This is a genomic window from Spirillospora sp. NPDC048911, assembly GCF_043198015.1.
In the GTDB taxonomy this organism is placed as follows: Bacteria; Actinomycetota; Actinomycetes; order Streptosporangiales; family Streptosporangiaceae; genus Spirillospora.
Genome location: NZ_JBICUD010000002.1, coordinates 540,662 through 565,911, shown reverse-complemented (window position 1 = coordinate 565,911; position 25,250 = coordinate 540,662). Strand labels below are relative to the sequence as shown.

Annotated in this window: 21 protein-coding genes; 6 read left to right on the top strand and 15 right to left on the bottom strand. The window is 70.2% G+C overall.

Features of this window, described 5'->3' with window-relative positions; genetic code table 11:
* The first annotated feature begins 81 nt into the window (after positions 1-81).
* A complete protein-coding gene (locus ACGFNU_RS09865; RefSeq protein WP_392591903.1) occupies positions 82-957 on the top strand; it encodes an SDR family oxidoreductase in 876 nt (291 codons plus the stop codon).
* Between the two features lie 3 nt (positions 958-960).
* Here ACGFNU_RS09865 and ACGFNU_RS09860 read toward each other — a convergent pair whose 3' ends face one another.
* Complete coding sequence (locus tag ACGFNU_RS09860) at positions 961-1,662, bottom strand: cyclase family protein (protein WP_392591901.1); 702 nt, start codon at positions 1,660-1,662, stop codon at positions 961-963.
* Positions 1,663-1,708: 46 nt separating this feature from the next.
* Between ACGFNU_RS09860 and ACGFNU_RS09855 the strand changes: the two genes are divergently transcribed.
* Both ACGFNU_RS09855 and ACGFNU_RS09850 read left to right on the top strand, forming a co-directional pair.
* Positions 1,709-2,536: a HipA family kinase gene (locus ACGFNU_RS09855; protein WP_392591899.1), complete on the top strand. Its 828-nt coding sequence runs from the start codon at positions 1,709-1,711 to the stop codon at positions 2,534-2,536.
* Positions 2,533-2,913 carry a DUF3037 domain-containing protein gene (locus ACGFNU_RS09850; RefSeq protein WP_392591897.1) on the top strand — a complete coding sequence of 127 codons (381 nt, stop codon included), beginning with the start codon at positions 2,533-2,535 and terminating at the stop codon, positions 2,911-2,913. Before ACGFNU_RS09855 ends, ACGFNU_RS09850 begins: the two co-directional genes overlap by 4 nt.
* A gap of 180 nt (positions 2,914-3,093) precedes the next feature.
* Here the strand turns inward: ACGFNU_RS09850 and ACGFNU_RS09845 are convergent, their stop codons facing one another.
* The 10 genes from ACGFNU_RS09845 to dxr form a co-directional block, all read right to left on the bottom strand.
* Entirely contained in the window at positions 3,094-4,002 is a 909-nt protein-coding gene (locus tag ACGFNU_RS09845) for a hypothetical protein (RefSeq protein ID WP_392591895.1), read from the bottom strand.
* Between the two features lie 185 nt (positions 4,003-4,187).
* Entirely contained in the window at positions 4,188-5,090 is a 903-nt protein-coding gene (locus tag ACGFNU_RS09840) for a helix-turn-helix domain-containing protein (protein ID WP_392591893.1), read from the bottom strand.
* A 39-nt stretch (positions 5,091-5,129) separates the two neighbouring features.
* Complete coding sequence (locus ACGFNU_RS09835; RefSeq protein WP_392591891.1) at positions 5,130-5,972, bottom strand: GNAT family N-acetyltransferase; 843 nt, start codon at positions 5,970-5,972, stop codon at positions 5,130-5,132.
* Between the two features lie 76 nt (positions 5,973-6,048).
* Positions 6,049-7,629, bottom strand: coding sequence for an alpha/beta hydrolase (locus ACGFNU_RS09830; RefSeq protein WP_392591889.1), 1,581 nt, complete (start codon positions 7,627-7,629; stop codon positions 6,049-6,051).
* A 116-nt stretch (positions 7,630-7,745) separates the two neighbouring features.
* Positions 7,746-9,338, bottom strand: a complete 1,593-nt coding sequence (locus ACGFNU_RS09825) for an alpha/beta hydrolase (RefSeq protein WP_392591887.1) — start codon at positions 9,336-9,338, stop codon at positions 7,746-7,748.
* Between the two features lie 234 nt (positions 9,339-9,572).
* Positions 9,573-11,180 (bottom strand): alpha/beta hydrolase, encoded by a 1,608-nt coding sequence (locus ACGFNU_RS09820; RefSeq protein WP_392591885.1) that lies wholly within the window; start codon positions 11,178-11,180, stop codon positions 9,573-9,575.
* Between the two features lie 244 nt (positions 11,181-11,424).
* Positions 11,425-13,032: an alpha/beta fold hydrolase gene (locus ACGFNU_RS09815; protein WP_392591883.1), complete on the bottom strand. Its 1,608-nt coding sequence runs from the start codon at positions 13,030-13,032 to the stop codon at positions 11,425-11,427.
* Between the two features lie 237 nt (positions 13,033-13,269).
* Positions 13,270-14,484, bottom strand: a complete 1,215-nt coding sequence (ispG, locus tag ACGFNU_RS09810) for a flavodoxin-dependent (E)-4-hydroxy-3-methylbut-2-enyl-diphosphate synthase (RefSeq protein WP_392591881.1) — start codon at positions 14,482-14,484, stop codon at positions 13,270-13,272.
* 147 nt (positions 14,485-14,631) lie between these two features.
* On the bottom strand, positions 14,632-15,825 hold the full coding sequence (locus tag ACGFNU_RS09805; RefSeq protein ID WP_392591879.1) for a M50 family metallopeptidase: 1,194 nt from the start codon (positions 15,823-15,825) through the stop codon (positions 14,632-14,634).
* Between the two features lie 35 nt (positions 15,826-15,860).
* Entirely contained in the window at positions 15,861-17,093 is a 1,233-nt protein-coding gene (dxr, locus tag ACGFNU_RS09800) for a 1-deoxy-D-xylulose-5-phosphate reductoisomerase (protein ID WP_392591877.1), read from the bottom strand.
* Between the two features lie 190 nt (positions 17,094-17,283).
* Here dxr and ACGFNU_RS09795 point away from each other — a divergent pair, with 190 nt between their 5' ends.
* The 3 genes from ACGFNU_RS09795 to ACGFNU_RS09785 all read left to right on the top strand — a co-directional run bounded on the left by ACGFNU_RS09795 (position 17,284) and on the right by ACGFNU_RS09785 (position 19,600).
* Positions 17,284-18,264 (top strand): trypsin-like serine peptidase, encoded by a 981-nt coding sequence (locus ACGFNU_RS09795; protein WP_392591875.1) that lies wholly within the window; start codon positions 17,284-17,286, stop codon positions 18,262-18,264.
* 52 nt (positions 18,265-18,316) lie between these two features.
* Complete coding sequence (locus tag ACGFNU_RS09790; RefSeq protein WP_392591873.1) at positions 18,317-19,210, top strand: trypsin-like serine peptidase; 894 nt, start codon at positions 18,317-18,319, stop codon at positions 19,208-19,210.
* 132 nt (positions 19,211-19,342) lie between these two features.
* A complete protein-coding gene (locus ACGFNU_RS09785) occupies positions 19,343-19,600 on the top strand; it encodes a hypothetical protein (RefSeq protein ID WP_392591871.1) in 258 nt (85 codons plus the stop codon).
* Positions 19,601-19,963: 363 nt separating this feature from the next.
* On the opposite strand, the gene ACGFNU_RS09780 is transcribed toward ACGFNU_RS09785, so the two are convergent.
* The 4 genes from ACGFNU_RS09780 to ACGFNU_RS09765 form a co-directional block, all read right to left on the bottom strand.
* Positions 19,964-21,163 (bottom strand): extracellular solute-binding protein, encoded by a 1,200-nt coding sequence (locus ACGFNU_RS09780; RefSeq protein ID WP_392591869.1) that lies wholly within the window; start codon positions 21,161-21,163, stop codon positions 19,964-19,966.
* Between the two features lie 547 nt (positions 21,164-21,710).
* A complete protein-coding gene (locus tag ACGFNU_RS09775) occupies positions 21,711-22,046 on the bottom strand; it encodes a hypothetical protein (RefSeq protein ID WP_392591867.1) in 336 nt (111 codons plus the stop codon).
* Positions 22,047-22,363: 317 nt separating this feature from the next.
* Positions 22,364-23,854: a CoA-acylating methylmalonate-semialdehyde dehydrogenase gene (locus tag ACGFNU_RS09770; protein WP_392591865.1), complete on the bottom strand. Its 1,491-nt coding sequence runs from the start codon at positions 23,852-23,854 to the stop codon at positions 22,364-22,366.
* Positions 23,851-25,128, bottom strand: coding sequence for an aspartate aminotransferase family protein (locus ACGFNU_RS09765; RefSeq protein ID WP_392591863.1), 1,278 nt, complete (start codon positions 25,126-25,128; stop codon positions 23,851-23,853). Before ACGFNU_RS09765 ends, ACGFNU_RS09770 begins: the two co-directional genes overlap by 4 nt.
* Positions 25,129-25,250 lie beyond the last annotated feature (122 nt).

Genomic DNA, 25,250 nt, shown 5'->3' with positions numbered 1-25,250 from the left:
GGCGAACGCCCTAACGTTGCGCACACAGTATCGAAATTCGAACAACGCCCGGACCCGGCAATCGATCGATTTGGGATGGTCATGAGAATTCTCATCGCGAGTGCGTCCGGACAATTCGGCCGCGCGACCGCGCGATACGTGCTGGACAGGGTGCCGGCCGGCGACGTCATCCTGACCACGCGGAACGTGGACGCCCTGGCCGACCTCGCCGCCGAGGGCGTGACCGTGCGGCACGCCGACTACGACGAGCCCGGGTCGTTGCCGGCGGCCTTCGAGGGCGCCGACCGGATGCTCCTGATCAGCCTGCACGAGCTCGGCCATCGCGTCGTCCAGCACCGCAACGCCATCGAGGCGGCCGCCGCGGCCGGGGTCCGGCACGTCGTCTACACGTCCTACGTCATGGTCGACCCGGACTGCCCGTCCACCGTGGTGCCCGACCACCTGCGCACCCACGAGCTGCTGGACGCCTCCGGGCTCGACGTGACGTACCTGCGCAACGGCCTGTACGCCGAGACCCCCGTCACGCAGATCCTGCCGCCCGCGATCGCGCGGGGCGTCCTGGTCGACAACACCGACCACGCCCGCGGTGCCTTCGTTCACCGTGACGACTGCGCCGCCGTCGCCGCCGCGGTGCTGACCTCGTCCGGGCATGAGGGCAAGACCTACGACGTCACCGGGCCGGAGGCGCTGAGCTTCGCCGACATCACCGCGCTGGCGAGCAAGGTCTCCGGCCGTCCCGTCGGCTACGCCAGCGTGGACGACGCGACGCTCGACGAGCAGCTGCGCGGGGCCGGGCTACCGGACGACGTGCGCGGCATGATCGTGTCGTTCGGGGTGTCGCTGCGCGCGGGCCACGGCGAACGGGTGACCGACACCGTCCAGCGCCTCACCGGCCGCCCCGCCCGCCCGATCATCGACCTGATGGAGCGGCATCGCGACCTGCTCGCCGGGGCCTGACCCCTAGGCGTCCTGGGCCTCCTCCGAGAGCCCGTGGGCGACGGCGCGCGCCGGGGCGCCGTCGCCGGGCATCCGGAGGGGAAAGACCATCATCGAGATGAGATGACCGTCCGCCTGGGCCTCCAGGACCTGGTCCAGGTTGGTGAGGTTCTCGACGATCATCGGCCCGCCGAACGCCGCGTCCGTCCGGGTGAGCAGCGGCCGGTGCGCGGCCAGCGTGAACTCCGCGCCCGTGGGATCGACGCTCGGCGCGTCGATGCCGACCGTCAGCCAATTGAACTCGTGGGCCGCGATGGCCTCCGCCGTCTCGGGCGCCAGATAGGGATGCGCGAAGTACTCGTCCGTGCCCCAGTAACGCGACCACCCCGTGGCGAAGACGAGGATGGAACCCGTGAACGCCGGTCGCGCGGGCAGCACCTCCGGCCCGATGGCCGTACGCGGCGGCAACCCTCGCACGTCGACGATCTCGGCGGGCCCCACGAAGACGCCGCCGCCCGCAAGCTCGTGGAGCCCCGGCAAGGCCTCGTCGATATGGAATGGGGCGTCCACGTGCGTCCCGGTCTGCGAGCCGAGGTGCAGCCGCTGCACGTTCACGCCGTCCTTCGCCGCGGTCAGCGCGGCGGACAGCTCGACCTCGGGGTCGCCCGGATACACCGGCATCCCGGTGCCGATCGGCACCGAGAGATCGATCGTCACCTCGAACATGTCACCGATTATCGCCGCCCCGCGGCCACCCGATAGCGTGATCGGCGTGTTGCCTCTCGTCACCGCCATCCGGTACGTGACCCCGCTGCGTGAGGGCGGGTCGCTGCCGGGGGTCGTCGAGGCCGACGACCTGGGCACCTACGTCATGAAGTTCCACGGCGCCGGGCAGGGCCGCAAGGCCCTGATCGCCGAGGTGATCGCGGGCGAGCTGGCCCGCCGTCTCGGGCTGCGCGTGCCGGAGCAGGTGATCATGGACCTCGATCCGGTGATCGGGCGGCACGAGCCCGACCCCGACGTGCAGGACCTGCTCAAGGCCAGCACCGGCTGGAACCTCGGCGTCGACTTCCTGCCCGGCTCGCTCGGCTTCGACCCGCTGGGCTGGACCCCCGACCGCTCCTGGGCCTCCCGCGTGCTGTGGTTCGACGCGTTCATCGGCAACGTCGACCGCAGCTGGCGCAACCCCAACCTGCTGGTCTGGCACGGCGACGAGTGGCTGATCGACCACGGCGCGAGCCTGATCTTCCACCACGCCTGGGCCAACGCGGCGCGCCTGTTCACCGGGCCCTACGACGTCGACGACCACGTGCTCACCCCGTTCGCGGACGATCTGCCCGGCGCCGAGGCCGAGCTCGCCCCGAAGATCACCGAGGATCTCCTCCGCGAGGTGACCGGGCTGGTCCCCGACCGCTGGCTGGAGAACGAACCGGGATTCGCGTCCCCGCAAACCCTCCGCGACGCGTATGTGGACATCCTCGTGACGCGGGTAGGCAAGCCCCGTGACTGGCTGCCCACCCTCGACCTCAGCGGCGCCAAGGCCGACACCGCCTCCCGCCGCGGCGAGAAGCGGCCCGGCTGGCTCGGCGGTCCCGCATGAATAAGACCGTCTTCGAGTACGCCGCGCTGCGCGTGATCCCCCGCGTCGAGCGCGGCGAGCTCATGAACGTGGGCGTGGTCGTCTACTGCCGCGCGCTCGACTACCTCGCCTGCCGCACCCACCTCGACGAGCCGCGCCTGCACGCCCTCGACCCCGCCCTCGACCTCGAAGGCGTCCGCACCGCCCTGAAGGCGGTCGACGCCCTCTGCTGCGGCGGCGACCGCGCGGGCCAGGCGGCGGACGAGCCGCCCGGCGCACGCTTCCGCTGGCTCACGGCCCCCCGCAGCACGATCGTCCAGCCCGGCCCCGTCCACGCCGGCCTGACCGATGACCCCGCCGCCGAACTGGACCGCCTCCTAGGCCTCCTCGTCACCTGAGCGCAAACCCGCATCCGCACGCGAGCGCGCCAACGGGTCGTGAAGCCAGCCGAAGGCGAGGCTTCACGAGAGATCGCGAAGCGATGCCGTGCTCGCCGCTTTTGCGGTTCGGCGGCCGAGCCGCCAGGCGAGGCCGTCGAGGCCGCGAAAGCAATGAACACAGTCACCTGAGGCCTTCGGTCAATCCCATTCCCATCGCATGCCGTGGTAGCCGGTGGCCATGCCGAAGTCGATGAAGTGCACGCTGTGGTAGCTCGACATCCTCAGGTCGGTCAGGTCTTTCAGGGCGGTCTGGGCGTCGGGGCGCCAGGTGCGGTAGCAGCGGGCCGGGAGCGAGGCGGGGTGGAACCTCACCTCGATCAGGTACTCGTGCTGGGGCGTGCGGAAGCCGCGTCCCTCCTCGAGCACCACCGGCCCGGGTTCGTCGAACCCGAAGCCGTACTCCAGCAGGTAGGTCTCGCCGCGGGCGAGCGCCCGGTCGAACAGGAGCTCGGCGGCGATCAGGCCGCTCGCCTCGTCCACCCGGACCCGCCCGAAGCGGCAGCCGCGCGCCGTCCGGGAGGAGGGGATGACGCGGTGCGGGTGGTGGTAGACGGCGATCCAGCGGTCGACGCCGCGCTGCTGCGCCTGGAACACCGCCCGGGTACGGACCTCGCGCAGGTCACGGCCGCGCCCGACGACGTTCAGGTCGTGCAGGCTGAGGCCGGTCAGCTGGCGTTCGCCGCGTTCGCCGATCTCGGCGATGAGGTCGCGGACGCCGGGTTCGGGACAGAGCTCCTCCACCGGCAGCCAGGGTCCGGCCGCGCGCTCGCCGGACGGTTTGAGGAGGGTCAGGAGTGAGTGGCGGGGCAGTTCGAGGATGACCTCGAGACCGCGCACCGCGCGGAGTGAATCGGCTCGTTCGGGACGTGTCCGGCCCCGCTGCCAGTAGCTCAGGGTGGAGAGACTGACCGCGATGCCCTGCTGCTCGAGTCGGCGCCGCAGGGATTCGAGACTCAGCCCGCGTGCTTGGATCGCCGCATGCAGGGCCACGTTGAAGGGGCCGTACTGCAGCATCTGGAGGAGGTCTTCCTCCGTGACGGTCTGCACCGCTATCGGCCTCCGGAAGGGCTTGGGCCGGCCCCCGCCCTCGGCCTTGACAACAGCACTTGCTATAACAGCGCTCACTGTAAAACCCCAGGACCGCGCTGCCAACTGTCAAAGTACACAAACAGTCACGCCGAGGATCGTCGGTGGTCACCCCGGCGATGGCCGCGGGCCGGGGCCCGGGCGGGTCAGTCCCATTCCCACTCGAGGCCGAGGATGCCGAAACGCACGTCCCCCGCGGCGATATGGGCGCTGCCGGACGTCCCGATCCACAGTTCGCCGAGCCGTTCCCTCGGGACCCGCGCGGTTTCCCCGGAGAAGCCGTAACAACGCGCGGGCAACATTTCCTCATGGAACTGCACGACGGCCAGATAATCGCGGATCGGCCGGGCGAACCGCCGGACGTATTCGCCCGCCTGCGCCGTCGCCGCGTCCGGCCGCAGGTCGAGCTCGTACTCGACGACGGCGGTGTCGCCCGCCGCGAGCACCCGGTCGAAGACGAGCTCGAACGCCAGCAGCCCCTCCTCGGCCCGCACCCGGCCCGGCCGGCAGTAGCGGAGCCCGGTCAGCTCGGCCTCCGGCTGCCCCTCCCCCGCCGGATGCACGCACACGACCCGGTCGACGTCGTCGCCCGCGGCCCGCAGGACCGTGCGGACCGACAGCCTCCCGGGCCGCCGGCCGGCGTCCAGCCGGTAGACGTCGTGGGTGCTCAGCCGTTCGAGCCGGTGATCTCCGGACCGGTCGAGCTGGCCGACGACGCGGGCGTAGCGTTCCGGATCCGGCCACAGGTCGCCGGCGGCGCGGCCGCGTTCGAGCCGGCCCGGGCCGGCGCGGCCCGCGCCGTGGCGTACCGGGTGGGCGCCGTGGTCGGCCACGTCCAGCAGGCCGGTGAGCGAACCGGCGGGCACCCCGAGGATCTCCTCCAGCGCGGCCACGACCGCGCGGGACCGCGGCCGGCTGCGGCCGCGCTGCCAGTAGCTGAGCGTGGCGACGCTCACCGGCAGGCCGCGCTGGCCCAGCCGGTGACGGATCCGCTCCAGGGTCAGGCCGCTCGCCTGGACGGCCTGTCGCAGCGCACCGGCGAACTCCACGGGCGGATCGTACCTGGTCCGGCGAAGTGACCCGAAATGTCAGAAAAGAATGGACATGAACGTATCGATCTCATCGAAGCCGACCCGCCGGTACGTGGCGCGCGCCCGCGCGTTGAAGTCGTTGACGTACAGCGAGACGGTCGGCGCGATGGACCGCAGCGCCTCCTCGACCAGCGCCGCCATCCCGGCCACCGACAGGCCCTGCCCGCGCTGGTCGGGCGGAACCCAGACGCCCTGCACCTGGCAGGCGTGCGGGGTGACGGCGCCCACCTCCGCCTTGAAGAGCACCCGGCCGTCGTCGATGCGGGCGAAGGCGCGCCCGGCGCGGATGAGCTCGGCCACACGGGCGCGGTACAGCACCCCGCCGTCGCCCGCGTTGGGCGAGATGCCGACCTCTTCGGTGAACATCGCCACGCAGGCCGGGTAGATCACGTCGAACTCGTCCATCCGGACCCGCCGCACATGCCGGTCGGCGGCCACCGGCGGCACCGACGAGGTGGCCATCACGGGCTGGGCCGAGCGGACCGCGCGCGCCGGCCCCCAGTAGGGCTCCAGGATCTCCCAGAGCTCGCCCACCGCGCCTTTGGGGCCGACGATCGACGAGCACCGCCGCCCCTGGGCCTGCGCGCGCTCGGCGAAGGCACGGACGGCCTGGGAGTCGGCGGCCACCGGGATGAGGTTGGCGCCCGCGTAGCAGAGCGAGGCGAGCCGCCCGTCGCGCATGTAGCCCCACATCTGGGCGCCGAGCCGGCCGGGATCGAGCCCGACCGTGTGCACGCGCGAGGCGACGAAGACGTTCGCCACCGGGTCGGCGTCGAGGATCGCCATGACCTCGTCCCGGTGCCGGTCGTCCAGGACCCGCACCGGCAGCGACCCCAGCATCCGCATGGCTTACCGGCCCCGCGACCGGGGCGAGGGCCGGGGCGGCCCCTCCACTGTCAGCACCACGCCAACAAGCCTATGACGTCCCCCGCGGAAACGTGTCCACCGGCTCCCTCACCAGTGCCCGCCGTTCCTTCGCGGCAGCCGGCCGGGGCGGGCTCGCGGCACGGCAGGTGGCGTCCGGACCGGACTTGCGGGCGGGCAGCGAGCCGGCGCCCAGATAGGCCGCGACGATCTTGTCGACGCAGCGGTCGCCGTTCACCGCGACCCCGTGGTTGCCCCCGCCGAGCTGCACGAGCAGCCGGGAGCCGGGGAAGCGCCGGTGCATCTCGACCGCCCCGCGATAAGGGGTCGCGGCGTCTTCGGTGCCCTGGACGAGCAGCAGCGGCGGGACCTTGCCGCCGTGGACCCGCGGGGGCGGTCCACCCCGCTGTGCCCAGTAGGCGCAAGGGGCGTTGTACCAAGCGTTACCCCAGGTCTCGAAACGGTAGCCCGCGCGGTAGAGGCGCCAGTTGTCGCGGTGCCAGCGGGACCAGGCGCGCGGCCAGGCGGCGTCCCGGCACTGCACGGCGTTGTAGACCGCGTAGTTGTTCTGGTCGAGCCATTCGGGCGCGTGCCAGGCCTTGGCGAGCGGCTTCGGATCGCGCTTGACGACCAGCGCCGACAGCAGACGGGCATGCGCGGGCCAGCCGTAGTCGGCGTACCCGTCGGACAGGAAGAGATCGTCGAGCTCGGCGGGACCCACCCGGCCGCCCGCGGGCTTGGCCTTGAGCCTGCTCCGGGCCTTGGCGTAGGCGGCGGCGACCGCCTTGCCGCTCCGCCCGAGCTTGTACGTCGCGTGGTGCTCGGCGATCCAGGCGAAGTAGGCCCGGATGCGCTTCTCGAACGCCACGTTCTGGTCGAGATTGTTCTGGTACCAGACGCCGCTGGGCCGGACGACGCTGTCGAGCACCATGCGCCGGACGCGGCCGGGGTACATGGTGGCGTACACCGCGCCGAGATAGGTGCCGTACGAGTAGCCGAAAAAGTTGATCTTGCGCTGGCCCAGCGCGATCCGGACGGCCTCCAGGTCGCGCGCCCAGGTCGCCGACCCCATGTGCGGGAGGAGCGAGCCGTACTTGGCCGCGCAGTCGTCGGCGTAGGCCCGGGCCCGCGCCTGCCAGGCCCGCTCGGCGGCCGGCGAGGCCGGGACGGTGTCCGGGCGCGGGCGGCCCGGGTTCTGGTAGCTCTCGTCGCACACCATGGCCGGCTGGCTGGCGCCGACGCCGCGCGGATCGAGGCCGATCCAGTCGTACGCCGCGGCGACCTTCTTGGGGAGGCCCTCGACGAACGTGCCGGGCATGTCACGGCCGTGCGCGCCGGGGCCGCCGCGGTTGAGCAGGACCACCCCCTGGAACTTCTTGGCCGTGTGCCGCGCCCGCGACAGCGCGAGAGTGATCGTCTCGCCCTGCGGGCGGTCATGGTCGAGGGGGACGGCCAGCGTGCCGCACTCCAGCCCCTTGAGCCGGCCCTTCTCCACCGGATCGGGGTCCGGGCAGGGCTTCCAGTCGATGCGATGAGGAAGGCCGGCCGCGTCGGCGACCCGGGGAGCGAGGGGTCCGGTCAGGGTTCCAAGGGCCACGGCGGCCGCGGCCGCTCCGGCGACAACGTTGCGCACCCCAGAGTTCTACTGGTGATCGTCCGGCGGGAACCGCACCCCGCGCATTCCGCGATTCCGCCCGGAAACGGGAAGACCTCCCTGGTGAGGCCAGGGAGGTCTTCCGGTTCGGAACGTTACGGGCGGCCGACCGGGAGGTCCTTGCCGGCCGTCCCCGAGGCGGCCTTGGCCGCGTTCGGGTTCGGGTCGTTCAGCGCCGGGAGCGCGTTGCAGTAGGCGTCGGCGCCCTTACGGCTCTTGGGCAGCTTGCCCGTGTCGAGGTACGCCGCGACCTGGTCGTCCAGGCACTTGTTGCCGTTGAGCGTGTTGGAGTGCGTCTTGCCGCCGCGCTCCAGGATCAGGCGGGAGGACGGGAACACCTTGTGCAGGGCGTAGCCGCCGGCGACCGGGGTCGCGGCGTCCAGCCCGGACTGCACCATCAGGATGCCCGGCAGCGCCTTGTTGCTCTTCAGCTTCAGGGCGGGGCCGCCCTTGACCGGCCAGAACGCGACCGGAGCGTTGAACCAGACGTTGCTCCAGGTGTTGAAGCGGTAGCCCTGCTTGTAGAGCCGCACCGCGTCCTTGTGCCACTTGCTCCAGTTCCGCGGCCACTTGGCGTCCGCGCCCTGGACGGCGTTGTAGACGGCGAAGCCGTTGTCGTCACCGCCGGGGTTCAGCCACTCCAGCAGCGGCTTCGCGTCCTTCTTCACGGCCCAGGCGGACAGCGCCTGCGAGAACGGGATGTAGTACGCGGTGTTGTAGCCGGCGCTCAGCACGATGTCGTCGAGCTCGTCCGGGCCGATCTTGCCGGCGATCGGCGCCTTCTTGGCCGCCGCGCGGATCTTGTAGTAGCGCGCCTCGACGGCCTTCTGGGTCTTGCCGAGGTGGTAGAGCGAGTCGTACTTGGCCGTCCACTTGAACCAGAGCTTGATGTTCCGCTCGAACGCCTTGTCCTGCTCCAGCTGCGCGTCGTACCAGACGGTCTTCGGGTTGACGTTGCCGTCGAGGACCATGCGCTTCACGCGCTTGGGGAACAGCGTCGCGTACGTGGCGCCGTAGTAGGTGCCGTACGAGAAGCCGTACCAGCTGATCTTCGGGGCGCCGAGCGCCGCGCGGATCGCGTTGACGTCCTTGGCGGCGTCGGTGGTGCGCATGTGGGGCAGCAGCCAGCCGAACTTCTTCTTGCAGTCGGCGGCGTACTTGCGCGACTTGGCGAGCCAGGCGCGCTCCTCCTTGGCGGTCCGCACGACGTAGTCGGGACGGATCGGGTTCTGGAAGTTCGGGTCGCAGCTCAGCGCGGGCTTGCTGGAGCCGACACCGCGCGGGTCGAAGCCGATGATGTCGTACTTGGCCGCGACACCGGCGTGGCCGACGCCGCCGAGCCAGCTCTTCAGGCCGGCGGAGTAGGCGAGGCCGGAGCCGCCGGGGCCGCCCGGGTTCACGAAGAGCACACCCTGGTAGTTCTTGGTGTCGGTGTGCTTGACGCGGGAGACCGCGATGGAGATCTTCTTGCCCTTGGGCTTGCGGTAGTCCAGCGGCACCTGGACCTGGGCGCATTCGGCCTTGCCGGCCAGCGAGCCGGTGCAGGCGGCCCAGGCGATGCCCTTGGCGGACGCGGCCGCGACCGGTGCGGCGTCGCGCGCGGAGCCGCCGGTGCCCGCCGAGACGGCGACGGCGGTGCCGCCCACCCCCAGGGCCGCGGCAGCCGTGATGAGTACGAGCCTCTTCACTGAACCCCCTCGATCACCGGCGGTCCGTCACGCCCCTGTGACGCGGGAGCTCTGCCGGTGACTAGCTGAATTGTGTGCAACAGGTGGAGATTGTGGTGGTTCGGCCTGATCTGGCGACAGAGGTTCCCGGTCGAGGATGCCGAATCGTGACATTCCGCCAGGAACCCGGAGACGGACTCGTCCGTCTCCGGGCCCCTGGCAGTACGGGTTTCAGACCCTGGCGGCCGTGGCGGCCTAGAGGCCCGGGACCTCACTCATCGCCGCCGCGGCGGGCTTGGCGGGGTCGGGGTTCGGGTTCGTCTTGCACGTCGCGTCGACGCCCTTCCGCGACGCGGGCAGCGTGCCGTCGTTCAAGTAACGGGCCACGAACGCGTTGATACAGGCGTTGTTGTTCGGGCTGATCGAGATGCCGTGGTTCATGCCGCCCACCTCGTGCACCAGCCGCGAGGCCGGGAACCGGCGGTGCGCCTCGACCGCGCCGGGGAACGGGGTCGCGCCGTCATGGGTGCTCTGGAGCATCAGCATGCCCGCCAGCCCCTTGGTCGCGCCGATCTTCGGCTTGGGGCCCTGCTTGGTCGGCCAGAAGATGCACTGGGCGTTGAACCACGCGTTGTACCAGGTGAACGCGCGGATGCCACGGTTGTGCTGGCCGCCGAAGTCCTTGCGCCAGGTCTTCCAGTTCTTCGGCCAGGCGGCGTCGCGGCACTGGACGGCGCTGTAGACGGCGAAGAAGTTCTGGCCGGCCTCGTCGAGCGGTCCCCAGAGGTCGAGCAGCGCCTTCGGGTCGTTCTTCACCACGTAGTCCGAGATCGCCTTGGCGTGGGCGACCCAGGTGTAGTTGCGGTAGCCGTCGGAGTTGGCGAAGAAGTCGTCCCACTCGCTCGGGCCGATCAGGCCGTTGATGGGCTTGGCCTTCGCCTTGGCGCGGCCCTGGTAGTACTTCTTCTCCACCGCCGCCTGGGTCTTGCCCAGGTGGTAGAGCGAGTCGTACTTGGCCATCCAGGCGAAGAAGCGCTTCATGTTCTTGTCGACCGCGACGTTCTGGTCGAGTTGCGTGCCGTACCAGAAGCGAGCCGGGTTCACGACGCTGTCCAGCACGATGCGCCGCAGATGGGCCGGGAACATCGACGCGTAGACCTGGCCGAGGAACGTGCCGTAGGAGTAGCCGAAGTAGCTCGTCTTCTTCTGGCCGAGCGCCTTGCGGATCTCGTCCATGTCGCGGGCCACGTTCTCGGTCTTGATGTGCGGCAGGTACTTGCCGTACTTGCGCCCGCAGTCGGCCGCGTACTTCTTGGCCTTGCGCAGCCACGCCCGCTCGTCCCGCTTGGAGGCCGGGACGAAGTCGGCGCGGGCCTTGCCCGGCCACTGGAAGCTCGGGTCGCAGACGATCGACGGCTCGGTGGCCTGGACGCCGCGCGGGTCGAAGCCGATCCAGTCGTACTTGGCGCTGACCTCCTTGGGCAGGCCGCGGGCCGGGTTGGTGAAGCGCAGCGGCAGGTCGCGGCCCGCCCCGCCGGGGCCGCCGCGGTTGAGCAGCACGATGCCCTGGTAGTTCTTGGTGTCGGTCGCCTTCGCCCGGGAGAGCGCGACCTTGATCTTCTTGCCCCGGGGGTGGCGGTAGTCGAGCGGCACCGACAGCGTGCCGCACTCCAGGCCCTTCAGCGCGGCGCCCTGCCACTTGTCGTTCTCCGGGCACGGCGCCCAGGCGATGCGCCCCGCCGACACCTGCTCGGCCTGCCGCGACGGCGCCGCCGGGGACGACCCGGTCGTGGCGGCCACCGCGGTACCGGTGAGGCCGACGCTCACCGCGGCAGTGATCAGTACGAGTTTCGGTTTCCTCACGGAATCCCCTTCGTTTCCGCGCGGGCTCGTCGGTGAGCCCGGCTTGCGGCATAACGGGGAAATCCTGGCTATTGGGACATGTGCGGCGGGAGAACCGGTCGTGAGCGGATGCTAAATCGTGACAAGACGGACAGATTGCTGTGATCAAAAGAGCCCCCGTCCGCGCGGCGCGCGCGGACGGAGGCTCTGGGCCGAACGGACGGGTGACCAGCCGAAGAGGCGGGTCACCCTCCGGTCGGACGTGTTACCGGCGGATCGGGGCGACCGGGTCGTCGGCGGGGGCCGACTTGACCGTCACGGCGTTCGGGTTCGGCGCCGGGTTGGCCTTGCAGGTCGCGTCCGCGCCCTTCTTGGAGCCGGGCAGCGCACCGGTGGCGAGGTACTTCGACACCCAGTCGTTCATGCACTGGTTGGCGTTCGGCGTGAGCGAGGTGCCGTGGTTGTTGCCGCCGCGCTCCAGCACGAGGCGGGAGTTCGGGAACAGCCGGTGCACCTCGAACGCGCCGGGCGCCGGGGTGGCCGCGTCGTTCTCCGGCTGGGCGAGCAGGATCTTCGGCGCCTTCGCACCGATCTTCTGCGGCTTGCCGCCGGGGACGGCCCAGAACGCGCTCGGGGCGTTGTACCAGGCGTTGCCCCAGGTCAGGAACGTCGCGCCCTGGCGGTACTGGCGGGCGTGGTCCCGGTGCCAGCGGGCCCAGTTGCGCGGCCAGGCGGCGTCACGGCTCTGCACGGACTCGTAGATCGCGTAGCTGTTCTGGTCCAGCCAGGCCGGCTCGGCGAAGTTCTCCCGCAGGCCCTTCGGGTCGTTGCGCAGCACCCAGTCGGCGATGACCTTGGCGTGGTCCACCCAGAAGTAGTTGCGGTAGCCGCTCGGCAGGAAGATGTCGTCGTACTCCGACGGGCCGATCTTGCCGTCGACCGGCTTCTTCTTGATCTTGGCGCGGCCCTTGTAGTAGTTGGCCTCGACCGCCTTCTTCGTCTTGCCCAGGTGGTAGACCGAGTCGTACTTGGCGATCCACGCGAAGAAGATCTCGGCGCGCTTCTCGAACGCCACGTTCTGGTCGAGGTTGTCCTGGTACCAGACACCGCTCGGCCGCACCACGCTGTCGAGCACCATGCGGCGCACGCGCTGCGGGAACATCGAGGCGTAGACCGAGCCCAGGTAGGTGCCGTAGGAGTAGCCGAAGTAGTTCGTCTGCTTCTTGCCGAGCGCCGCGCGGATGGCGTCCATGTCGCGGGCCACGTTCTTGGTGTTGATGTGCTTGAGCGTGGCGCCGTACTTCTTGCCACAGCTGGCCGCGTAGGCCTTGGCGCGCTTGAGCCAGACGCGCTCCTGGGCGGCGGTGCGCACCACGTAGTCGGGGCGCGCCTTGCCCGGGTAGAGGTAGGACGGGTCGCAGGCCAGCTTCGGCTCGCTGCCCGCGACGCCGCGCGGGTCGAAGCCGATCCAGTCGTACTGCGCGCCGATCGCCTTCGGGAGGCCGTTGCTGCCGGTGGCGAAGCGGGTGGGCAGGTCGCGGCCGTAACCGCCGGGCCCGCCGCGGTTGAGCAGCACGATGCCCTGGTAGCCCTTGAGGTCGGTCGCCTTGGCGCGGGTCAGCGCGAGCTTGATCTTCTTGCCCTTGGGACGGGCGTAGTCCAGCGGCACCTGGAGCGAGCCGCACTCGAGCCCCTTCAGGAGCTCGCCCAGGACAGGGTCCTTGTCCGGGCACGGCTTCCAGGCGACGCGTCCGGCCGCGGCCGCGACCTGCGTCGCGTTCGTCGGGGCCGACGAGCCCGCCGTGGCGGCCACCGCGGTCCCCACGAGCCCGACGCTCGCGGCCGCAGCGGTGATCACTACGAGTTTCCTCACGGATTCCCCTTCAGTCCGCGCGGGCTCCTCAGCGAACCCGGCATGCGGCATATCGGGAAGATCCTGGCGATTGGGGCATGTGTGACGCGAGTGATGGGGAGAGTGGTTGCACAATCGTGACAACCTCTCCACATTCACCAGGAACTAGGAATCCGCGACGTTTCGCCGTCCACCGTCTTCCGGACAGCACGAAAAGGGCCCACGGGATGATCCCGTGGGCCCTGCCGATCCCTGCTGCTAGCTGACGACCACCTCGGCGCCGGGGCCGCTCACGGTGCCGTCCTCGCCGACCACTGTGCCGTCTTCAGTAATCTCGAGTCCCATCTCTTCAGCGATGCGCATCGCCTCTTCGATCAGGGTCTCGACGATCTGCGACTCCGGCACGGTCTTGATGACCTCGCCCTTGACGAAGATCTGGCCCTTGCCGTTGCCCGAGGCGACGCCGAGGTCGGCCTCGCGCGCCTCGCCGGGGCCGTTCACCACGCAGCCCATGACCGCGACCCGCAGCGGCACCGGGAAGTCCTTGAGACCGGCGGTGACCTGCTCGGCCAGCGTGTAGACGTCCACCTGCGCGCGCCCGCAGGACGGGCAGGAGACGATCTCGAGACCGCGCTGCTTGAGGCCCAGCGACTCCAGGATCTGGGAGCCGACCTTGACCTCCTCGACCGGCGGCGCCGACAGTGACACCCGGATCGTGTCGCCGATGCCCTGGGAGAGCAGCGCGCCGAACGCGACCGACGACTTGATCGTGCCCTGGAAGGCCGGACCGGCCTCGGTCACGCCCAGGTGCAGCGGGTAGTCGCACGCCGCGGCGAGCTGCCGGTAGGCCTCGATCATCACCACCGGGTCGTTGTGCTTCACCGAGATCTTGATGTCGCGGAAGTCGTGCTCCTCGAACAGCGAGCACTCCCACAGCGCCGACTCGACCATCGCCTCGGGCGTGGCCTTGCCGTACTTCTCCAGCAGCCGCTTGTCGAGGGAGCCCGCGTTGACGCCGATGCGGATCGGCACGCCGGCGCTCTTGGCCGCGCGCGCGATCTCGCCGACCTTGTCGTCGAACTTCTTGATGTTGCCCGGGTTGACCCGGACCGCCGCGCAGCCCGCGTCGATCGCCGCGAAGACGTACTTGGGCTGGAAGTGGATGTCGGCGATCACCGGGATCGGGGACTTGCGCGCGATCGCGGGCAGCGCGTCGGCGTCGTCCTGGGAGGGCACCGCGACGCGGACGATCTGGCAGCCCGACGCGGTCAGCTCCGCGATCTGCTGCAGCGTCGAGTTGACGTCGGACGTGAGCGTGGTGGTCATCGACTGCACCGACACCGGGGCGTCACCGCCCACCGGCACGCTGCCGACCATGATCTGCCGGGACTCGCGGCGGGGCGCGACCGGCCGGGCTGCCCCCTGCTCGCCGCCGTCACCACGAACCACCGGAATACCGAGTGAAACGCTCATCCCTCTCCCAAACCCCCGCATTGACCGACCCCACTAGCCTAGGCGCCTCTTGCCCCTGCCATGACGTTCACGTGGGACAAATCACGTGACTGTCCAATTACTCCAGGTAATCGCAGGATGCCGTCCAGGCGACCAGGGCATCACGCGTCACTGCGGCAACCGCAGCGGGTTGACGAGGTCCGCGAGGATGAGCAGAACACCGAGGCCGATGAGCAGGACGACGGCCACGTAGGTGATCGGCAGCAGCCTGGTCATGTCGACCAGGCCGGGATCGGGCCGCCCGCGCCGCCGCGCGTACCAGGCCCGGAGCCGCTCGTAGACGACGACCGCCAAGTGCCCGCCGTCCAGCGGCAGCAGGGGCAGCACGTTGAGCGCCCCCAGGAAGATGTTCACCGAGACGACCAGTGACAGGTAGAGCGCGGCCTTGTCACGCCACGAACTCTCCGACGAGAAGATCTGGCCCGAGACGTCGGTCGCCCCGACCACGCTGCCGACCTGGCCGCCGGGCGTGCTCGCGCGTTCGGGCGAGAACAGCTTCGGGATCGCGGCCGGAAGATCGACGGCGACCTGGCCGATGCCCGCGACCGTCTCGCCGATCCCGCGCGCCGCGAACACGGCCGCGCCGATCGGGCCGATCCGCTCGTAACCCTGGCCGACGACCCGGGCCGACATGCCGAGGAACGACTCGCCGCCCACGTCCGCCAGCCGCGCCCGCAGCGTCACCTCCCGGCCACCACGTTCGACCACGACCGGCACGGTCTGACCTGGCCGGGCCGTGTCGATGGCGGTGCGCAGTTCCGTCCACTCGCTCACCCGCCGGCCGTCGAACGACACGACCCGGTCGCCGGCGCGCAGGCCCGCCGCCGCGGCCGGGGACCGCGGCCGGCCCTCTCCGCACGGCTCGGTCAGGCTCGCGGGCACGCACTCGCTGACCTTGTCCACGGTCGTGGTGACCGTGCCGGGCTCGCGGATGCCGATCGCCATCGCCATCGCCATCAGCAGGACGAACGCGAACAGGAAGTTCATGACGACGCCGCCCGCGATCACGATCGAGCGGTGCGAGGCCTTCTGCCGGTAGAACGCGCGCGGCTCGTCGGCGGGGTCGAGCTCCTCCAGCGGCGTGTAGCCCACGATCTTGACGAAGCCGCCGAGCAGGATCCCCTTGACGCCGTACTCGGTCTCCCCGCGGCGGAACGACCACAGCGTCGGCCCGAACCCCACGAAGTACTGCGAGGCCTTCATGCCGAAGCGCTTGGCGGGCACCAGATGGCCGGCCTCGTGCAGCATCACCGACAGCAGCAGCGCGAGGACGAACGCCACGGCGCCGAGGAGAAAGGCCATCGGGCCCCCTTACCGGGGGCTCTCTCCCCCGGGGATCAGTCGAGTCCGGTCACGTCCGGCGCCAGTTCGCGCGTGTGCGCACGCGTGAGCTCGCGCGTCCTGGCCCGCGCCCACCCGTCGGCCGCGAGCACGTCGTCCAGCGTCAGCTCGCCCGCCGGGGCGACGTGCTCCTCCACTACCCGCGCGATGGTGTCGACTATCCCGAGGAAGGGGAGCCGTCCTTCGCGGAAGGCCTCGACGCACTCCTCGTTGGCGGCGTTGTAGACGGCGGGGGCGGTGCCGCCCGTCTCGCCCGCCCGGCGCGCCAGCGCCACCGCGGGGAACGCCTCGTCGTCGAGCGGGAAGAACTCCCAGGTGTGGGCGCTGGTCCAGTCGACGCCGGGCGCGGCGTCCGGGACGCGCTCCGGCCAGGTCAGCCCGAGCGCGATCGGCAGCCGCATGTCGGGCGGGCTGGCCTGGGCGAGCGTCGAGCCGTCCACGAACTCGACCATCGAGTGGATCACCGACTGCGGGTGCACCATCACCGCGATCGCGTCCATGGGCACGTCGAACAGCAGGTGCGCCTCGATGACCTCCAGGCCCTTGTTGACCAGGGTCGCCGAGTTGATCGTGATGACCGGGCCCATGTCCCAGGTCGGGTGGTTCATGGCCTGCTCGGGCGTCACCCCGGTGAGCTCGGCGCGGCTCCGCCCGCGGAACGGGCCGCCGCTGGCGGTCAGCACGAGCCGCCGCACCTCCTCGGCCCGGCCGCCCAGCAGGCACTGGGCCAGGGCCGAGTGCTCGGAGTCGACGGGGACGATCTGGCCGGGCCGGGCGCGCTTCCTCACCAGCGGGCCGCCGATGATGAGCGACTCCTTGTTGGCGAGCGCGAGGGTGCTGCCGGCGTCCAGCGCGGCCAGCGTCGAGGCCAGCCCGAGCGCCCCGGTCACCCCGTTCAGCACCACGTCGCAGCGCCACGCGGCGACCTCGGCCACCGCCTCCGGCCCGGCGACGATCTTCGGGATCGTGTACTCGCCCGCGGCGAAGCCCCGGCGCTGGACCTCGGCGTAGAAGGCCAGCTGCAGGTCCTGGGCGGCGGAGGCCTTCGCGACCGCGACGACCTCCGGCCCGAACTCCAGGGCCTGGGCGGCGAGCAGGTCGACCCGGCCGCCCCCGGCGGCCAGCCCGGCGACCCGGAACCGGTCCGGGTTGCGGCGGATCACATCGAGGGCCTGGGTGCCGATCGAGCCGGTGGAGCCGAGCACGACCACGTCTGAGGAGTGCGTCACGGGTCCATTGTCGGCCATCCGGGCCCGACCGCGTTCCGCTGTGGCCCGGCAACTCTGTGTCCACATGCGCGAACGACGGAGAGGAACGAATCCTTCTCGCCCTGTTTGTTCATTTATGCCACTAGCCGGGTTAATGGTCGCGAAAGTACGTTCCGGTCACCGTCTCCACCCCCGACCCGACGGAGACCCCATGAAGCGCACGTCCTCCCTCCGCTCCCTGGCGCTCGCCACGTTCGGCGGCGCCGCGCTCGTGACCCCGCTCCTCGCGGCACCGGCCCACGCGGCCGCTCCCCCCTCCCCCGGCCCCTCCGTGCGGGCCCAGGCCACCGCCACCGCGGCCCAGCAGCGCGTCCTGCGCTTCTGGACCCCGCAGCGGATGCGGTCCGCCACCCCGATGGAGAAGCTGTTCAAGCCGAAGCGGACCACCCGCGCGGAGGTACGGCGCGGCCTGGCCAAGGTCGTGCCGCCCGTCTCCGTCCAGTCGATCCCCAACGGCGGCAGCCCCTGGACCGGCGGCGGCGCGATCACGCGCACCGGCGGCCGGGTGTTCTTCACCTACCAGGGACGCACCGCCTCGTGCTCCGGTGACGCGGTCACCAGCACCAACAAGAGCACCGTCATCACGGCGGGGCACTGCGTGAAGCTCGACGGCGCGTGGCACACCAACTGGGTGTTCGTGCCGGGCTACAACAACGGCAACACCCCGTACGGCACCTGGGCCGCCGCCAAGACACTGTCCACGCCGCAGTGGACGGCCAGCGAGGACCTCAACTACGACGTCGGCGCCGCCGTCGTCAACCAGCTGAACGGGCAGAGCCTCACCGACGTGGTGGGCGGCCAGGGCATCGCGTTCAACCAGCCGCGCGGCCAGGCCATGTACTCCTTCGGCTACCCCGCCGCCGCGCCGTACGACGGCTCGCGCCTCATCTACTGCAGCGGCACGACCATCAACGACTTCCTGGGCCAGACGACCATCGGGCTGCGGTGCAACATGACCGGCGGCTCCAGCGGCGGGCCGTGGTTCAAGAGCTTCAACGAGAGCACCGGGGCCGGGATCCAGAACTCGGTCAACAGCTACAAGTACAACCTGCCGTTCCTCAACGCGTACATGTTCGGCCCGTACTTCGGCAACGACGCCCAGAACCTCTACAACACGGCTCAGGCGAGCTAGCGTTTCACGTAAAGTAGTCACTCGACAGCGGTGAGTGCTGGACACTGCGGGCATGGCCCCTCGTCCGACCGGGTTCGTGCTCGTCACCGCCGCCGTCGCGGCTGTCGCGGTGTCGCCCGGATCGGCGGCCGACGCGGGTGCGTCGGCCGCCGTCCGCGTGGTGACGCACGACGTCCCGTCCGACCCCGTGTTCGAACGGCAGGTGCGGCGTTACTGGACGCCCGAACGGATGACGGCGACCGCCGCCCGCTTCCAGCCGACCGCCACCACCGGCGCGCTCTGGAACTCGGGCGGCCTGGTCGCCCGCACCACCGGCAAGATCTTCTTCAGTGTCCGCGGCCGTGACTTCCTCTGCTCGGCCGGAACGGTCCAGAGCGCCAACAGGGACGTCGTCGTCACCGCGGGCCACTGCGTGAAGGCGGGCCGCGGCCCCTGGGCAGAGAACTGGATCTTCGTACCGGGGTACCGCGACGGCGCCGGCCCCTACGGCGGCTTCACCGCGCGCCGCATGTTCACGCCCGACCCCTGGTCCCAGGGCGGCGACGGCGACTACGACGTGGCGATGGTGGCCGTGGCCCCCTCCTACGGCGGGCACGTCGTCGACCTCGCCGGCGGGCAGCGCATCGCGTTCGGCGGCCCCCACGGGCGCCGCACCCTCGCGTTCGGCTACCCGTCCGCCGGCGGCTACGACGGCGAACGCCTGGCGTACTGCGGCGGCCGCCCCGCCGGGGACCCGCACGAGGAGACCACCGGCCAGGGCCTGCGCTGCGACCTCACCCGCGGCGCCAGCGGCGGCCCCTGGCTGTCGGGCTTCGACGCCGCCACCGGCACCGGCGTGATCACCTCCGTCAGCAGCTTCAAGTTCGCCGACGACCACCGCACCATGTACGGCCCCCGCTTCGGCGACGCCGTCCGCCGCGTCTACCAGCGCGCCCAGACCGGCTGACCGCGCCCTACCGGCGAACGATCTTGGAATGATCGCGACACGCAAGGCTTTGCCCGGCCTTTCACCTGCGGTAACGGCTTCAACACACTCCCCCTCCTATAAAGGAAGTACGTGAAACCACGGGGGTGAGGAATGGGCCGCACGGGCGAACTCAGGTTCGACCCCGGCGCTCTGAGCGCCGCGCAGCGCGACGGCGACGCGTGCGTCGTCTGCCACAAGAAGTGGCCGCGCCCGCACGTGCGCGTCGGCAGCCTGCCGAACGGCCCAGGGGTGTTCGCGTGCGCCGACTGCGCACCCGCCCTGCCCGGACCCCGTACGCCGGTTCCAACACCGGCCCTGGTGACGGCCGACCACGCCGCCACCGCTGGAATCTCTCCAGGAGGAAGGTGACCTGGGCTTTCGGGGGGAGGCCCAGGACCACCCAAGGAGCGCGCCCGGCTGGGGGCGGCCGGGCGCGCTCTATTTATTGCTTTTATGGCCTCGGCCCCTCGCCTGGCGGCTCGGGACCGAACCACAAAAGCGGCGAGCGCGACATCGCTTCGCGATCTCTCGTGGAGCCTCGCCTTCGGCTGGCTCCATGACCCGTTAGCGCGCTCACGTTGCACCCTGGCCGCCGTTCGTCCGCTCACCAGTAGATTTAGGCCTGGCAGGCCTGGCTCTCCTGCCAACTGGCCGCCCTGCGCACCGCTCGCTTACCGCCGGGTCGCTGTGCGTCCGGCTTACCACCTGGTCGCTGGGCGTCCGGCTTGCTTGCTACTTGATTGCTTTGGTGGCTTTGATCCAAGCCTGCGTCCACTCCGCGTAGTCGGTGCAGTCGCGGCGGCCTTCGTTGCCGCCCGGGCTGCCACAGGCCTTGGCGGGGGTGTGCGCGAAGATGACCTTGTTCAGGTAGTTCCGCTCACCGACGTGGTTGGCGTTGCAGAAGGCCGTCTTGAGCCGGTCGGGGGCGCAGGCCTGGGGGTTGGCCGGGGCCAGGCCGTTCCAGCCGGCGACCTGCTCCTGGACGTCGGTGGAGGCCGTCCAGTCCAGCCACTGGTACATGCAGTTGGGGTGCTCGGCGCGGGCACCGATCATCCAGGCGGTCATCCAGCCGGTGACGCCCTCGGAGGGCGCGATGGCCTGGACGGCCTTGCCCGCGCGGCCGAGAACGTCGGCCTGGTAGGGCCAGACGCCGCCCAGGACCGACTCGCCACCGGCCAGCGCGCTGATCGAGTCGGCGGGCTGGTCCCAGTAGAGCCTGACGTGCGGGCGCTGCTTGGTGAGGACGCGGGTGACGGCGTCGAGCTGCTTGCGGGTCAGCGAGTACGGGTCGGTGATCTTGAGCTTGCGGTCCTTGCCCTTGAGGTAGAGGGCCGCCTCGGCGATCGTCAGCGGGCTGTCCCGGACGATCAGCCGTTGGTCGTACTTCTTCGCCTCGGCCGGGTCGTAGAGGGCGGCCCATGACGTCGGCGCGGGCTGCACGACGCCGGTGTTGAAGAGGAGCAGGTTCGAGCCCCACACGTAGGGGACGCCGTAGGTCTTGCCGTCCTTCTTGAGCAGCGTCCGCAGGCGGGGTTCGAGCTTCTTGTAGCCGTCGACCAAGCCGGTGTTGACCTGGGCCACCTGGCCTCCGGCGATCAACTGGCCGGCGACCTCGGGCGGCGCGGAGATGCCGTCGAAGCGGCGGGACTTGTTCTTGGTGAAGTCGGCCATCTCCTGGGCCGACTTCACTTCCTTCCAGGCGACCTTGCAGCCGGTGCGCTCCTCGAAGGGCTGCACCCAGTCGACGCGTGGATCGCTGGCGCCCCGCTCGACGAGGCCCTTCATCGTCACCAGGTTGAGCAGGCCCTCGCCCTGGCCGACGGTCGCGGCCACCTGGGCGGTGCCCGCGGGCTCGTCCTCACTGCAGGCGCTCAGTCCCAGGACGAGGCCCGTCGTGATCACCGAGGCCATCGCCTTGGCCCGCAGCCCCATCTCCGCCCCCGCCACTGTCGCCTGGCCAGAACGGCCCCGTCGGCGCAGCGTAGCGCGTTCCGGACCCTGCGACGTCCCCGACCGTCATTTATTGCCACCCAGGCGTGCTTGGGCAAGTTAAACGCCAGTGATTTCGTAAAGCGCCGCCGAGTCGATTGAAAAGGGGCGATCTCACTGATCCGACAGGAATTAGTAACGCTATCGGTGGCTGGTTTCAGGTTTTGAAATATGTTATTTACAGGGCAGAGAGCCCAGCCGTCACGCGAGCGCGCTAACGGGTCGTGGAGCCGGCCGAAGGCCAGGCTTCACGAGAGATCGCGAAGCGATGCCGCGCTCGCCGCTTTTGCGGTTCGGCGGGTGAGCCGCCAGGCGAGGCCGTCGAGGCCGTAACAGAAATAAGTACGACCGCCGCGGCCGGGGAGGACAGCGGGTGCTGGCGTCCGCGCCACACACGGAGGTTGCTGGAGAGGGATATGGCGCGGGCTACTGTCCTTCCCGGGGCCGCGGCGGCACCGGCGAAAGCGTGGCGAGGTTGGGGAACAGCGGATCACCTTGCAGTGCTGCCTGGCCACGCGACCACCGGTACCCGGCGGAACGGCGACGGTGTGACGCCCTCGAGACGGAGGAGATTCGAGGGGCGTCGCGCGTCCCGGCGGGAGTCGCTCTGGGTCGGGATGCTCTCGATCATCTGAGGCTCGGCGTTCTGGATCACCTCGATGCGTGCGATGAGCCACTGCGGAGTCTCGGCCTCGACGAACTCGTCCACGTCACTGTCGCGGGGCGGGAGCGCCCACCAGTGGCCCGTGAACAGACCGAACCAAATGGTCCAGCTCGGATAACGCCTTCTGAGGGCGGCGACCTCAGCGGCGTGATCGTCAGCCATAGCCTTGACTCCGGACTCTGACCTTTTTGTAATTGCCTCAATTAATTGAGACAGTCAGATTGTGTCGCCCGTCACAGAGCGAGTCAACACTTGTAGCTATTATTTGTCGGGCCGGGAAAGACGAAAATTGACGACGAAAACCTGCGTGCGACAGAAAATCCCAACGGGTGGGACCTGGCTTTTCTCACGGTGGGCGACGGCTTGTCACGGGGCGCCATGACTCTGGGGTCACAGAGGTCTCGCGAGTCACTTTGGTGAGCTTCTGTGACGCTCTGCTATTTCGAGGTATTTGACGCAATATCGTGCAGTTCGTCCGTTCAGCCGTTCGTGGGGAAGCCCAGGTTCACGCCGCCGTGGGACGGATCGAGCCAGCGGGCGGTGACAGCTTTCGTGCGGGTATAGAAGTGCACGCCCTCCATGCCGTGCGCGTGGCTGTCGCCGAAGAGGGACGACTTCCAGCCGCCGAACGAGTAGTACGCCATCGGCACCGGGATGGGCACGTTGATGCCGACCATGCCCACCTCGACCTCGTTCTGGAAGCGCCGCGCGGCGCCGCCGTCGTTGGTGAAGATGGCCGTGCCGTTGCCGTACGGGTTGGCGTCCAGGAGTTCCATCGCCTCGTCGTAGGAGGTGACGCGGACGATGGAGAGCACCGGGCCGAAGATCTCGTCCTTGTAGGCGTCCATCTCGGGCGTGACGTGGTCGAGGATCGTGGGGCCCAGCCAGAAGCCGTCGCCCGGAACCTGGATCTCGCGGCCGTCCACGGCCAGGGTCGCGCCTTGGGCCACTCCGCTGTCGAGGTAGGAGGCGACCTTGTCGCGGTGCTCGCGGGTGACGAGCGGGCCCATCTCTGAGGTGGGATCGTCGCCGGGGCCGATCGTGAGGTGTTGTGTGCGGTCCTTGATCTTGGCGAGGAGTTCGTCGCCTACGGGGTCGACCGCTAGGACTACGGAGATCGCCATGCAGCGTTCGCCGGCGGAGCCGAAGCCCGCCGACACGGCCGCGTCGGCGGCCAGGTCCAGGTCGGCGTCGGGCAGCACGACCATGTGATTCTTGGCGCCGCCGAGCGCCTGCACGCGCTTGCCGTTGCGCGCGGCGGTCTCGTAGATGTACCGCGCGATGGGGGTGGAGCCGACGAAGCTGACCGCCTTGACGTCCGGGTGGCGCAGCAGCCCGTCCACCGCGACCTTGTCGCCGTGCAGCACGTTGAAGACGCCGTCCGGCAGGCCCGCCTCGGCCCACAGCTCGGCGAGCCGGACCGAGGCGGAGGGGTCCTTCTCGGACGGCTTGAGGATGAACGTGTTGCCGCAGGCGATCGCCACCGGGAACATCCACATCGGCACCATGGCCGGGAAGTTGAACGGGGTGATCCCGGCGACCACGCCGAGCGGCTGGAGGATCGAGTAGGCGTCGACGCGCGCTGAGACGTTCTCCGAGAACCCGCCCTTGAGCAGGTGCGGGATGCCGCACGCGAACTCCACGACCTCCAGGCCCCGGGCCACCTCGCCCGCGGCGTCGGAGACGACCTTGCCGTGCTCGGACGAGATGAGCCGGGCCAGCTCGTCGCGGTGCTCGGCCAGCAGCTCGCGGAAGCGGAAGAGGATCTTGACGCGCTGGGTCAGGGAGGTGTCGCGCCAGCCCGGGAAGGCTGCCCTGGCCGCGGCCACGGCGGCGTCGATCTCGGGCTGGGCCGCGAAGTCGACAGTGCCGCTCAGTCGCCCGGTCGACGGCTCGTAGATGTCCCCTTGGCGGCCGGCGGCGGTGGCGGGCTTGCCGTTGATCCAGTGGGTGACGTGCTTGCTGGTCATGATCCGTTCAACGCTTCCAGGGAGTCGATCAGGATGGCCAGGCCCTCGGCGGCCTCGGCGTCGGTCAGGGTCAGGGGCGGTGCCATGCGGATGACATTGCCGTACAGGCCGCCCTTGCCGCCGAGCAGCCCCCGCTTGCGGGTCTCCTCCATGAGCGCGGCGGCGCTCGCGGCGTCGGCCAGCTCGATCGCGAACATCAGGCCCTTGCCGCGCACGTCCTTGATCACGGGCAGCCGGGCGGCGGCCTTCCTGAGGCCGCCGATGATGACCGCGCCCTGCCTGGCGGCGTTGGCCTGGAGGTCGTGGTCGAGCACGTAGTCGAGGGTGGCGTTGGCGGCGGCCATCGAGATCGGGTTGCCGCCGAAGGTGGACAGCCCCACCGCGGGCAGCGCGTCCATCAGCTCGCCACGGGCGACCACGCCGCCGACCGCGAAGCCGTTGCCGAGGCCCTTGGCGAACGTCAGCATGTCGGGCGTGACGCCGTGATCGCCGATGCCGAAGAAGCTGGATCCGGTGCGGCCCCAGCCGGTCTGCACCTCGTCGGAGATGAGGAGGATGCCGCTCTCGTCCAGCACCTCCTTGTACGCGGCGAACAGGCCGTCGGGCGCCATCGTGAAGCCGCCGACGCCCTGGATCGGCTCGGCGATGAGGGCCGCGACGTCGCCGGCCGTCGCCGTCGCCAGGACGTGGCGCAGGTCCTCGACGCAGACCTTGATGTAGTCCTCGTCCGACAGGCCCGCGAACTGCGGCAGGTGCCGGTCGGTGCCGTGCAGGAAATGCGCGTTCACCGGCGAGAAGGAGGTGTTCTTCCAGCCGCGGTGGCCGGTCACGCCGATCGCGCCGAACGACCGGCCGTGGTAGGCCTGCCGCATCGCGAGGATCTGGTCGCTGCGGCGGCTGCAGGCGGCGAGCAGCAGGGCGGTCTCGTTGGCCTCGGTCCCCGAGTTGGTGAAGAAGACCTTGGCGTCGGGGATGCCCGACAGCCGGGCGATCTTCTCGGCGAGCTCGACCTGGCCGCGCAGCAGGTACGCCGTGGAGGTGTGCACGATCCCCGTGGCGAGCTGCCGTTCCACGGCCTCGCGGACCTCGGGCACGTCGTACCCGAGCATGTTGGTGAGGATGCCCGAGAAGAAGTCGAGGTAGCTGTTGCCGTCGGCGTCGGTGACCCGGCTGCCCTTGCCGTTGACGATCTCGATGGGGCGTTCGTAGTTCAGCGCCAGCCAGTCCGGCATCACCGCCCGGTGGCGCCGGAGGAGGTTCTCGTTGTCCGGCATGCCCCCAAGTCTCGTCATCGGTTCCCCGCTGGACTACCCGCAGAGTGTCAAGACCAGGGCGCCCGGATTGACGGTGTGACGGGAGCGTAGATCATTTTTACAGTATGTAATTAATCTGCCCC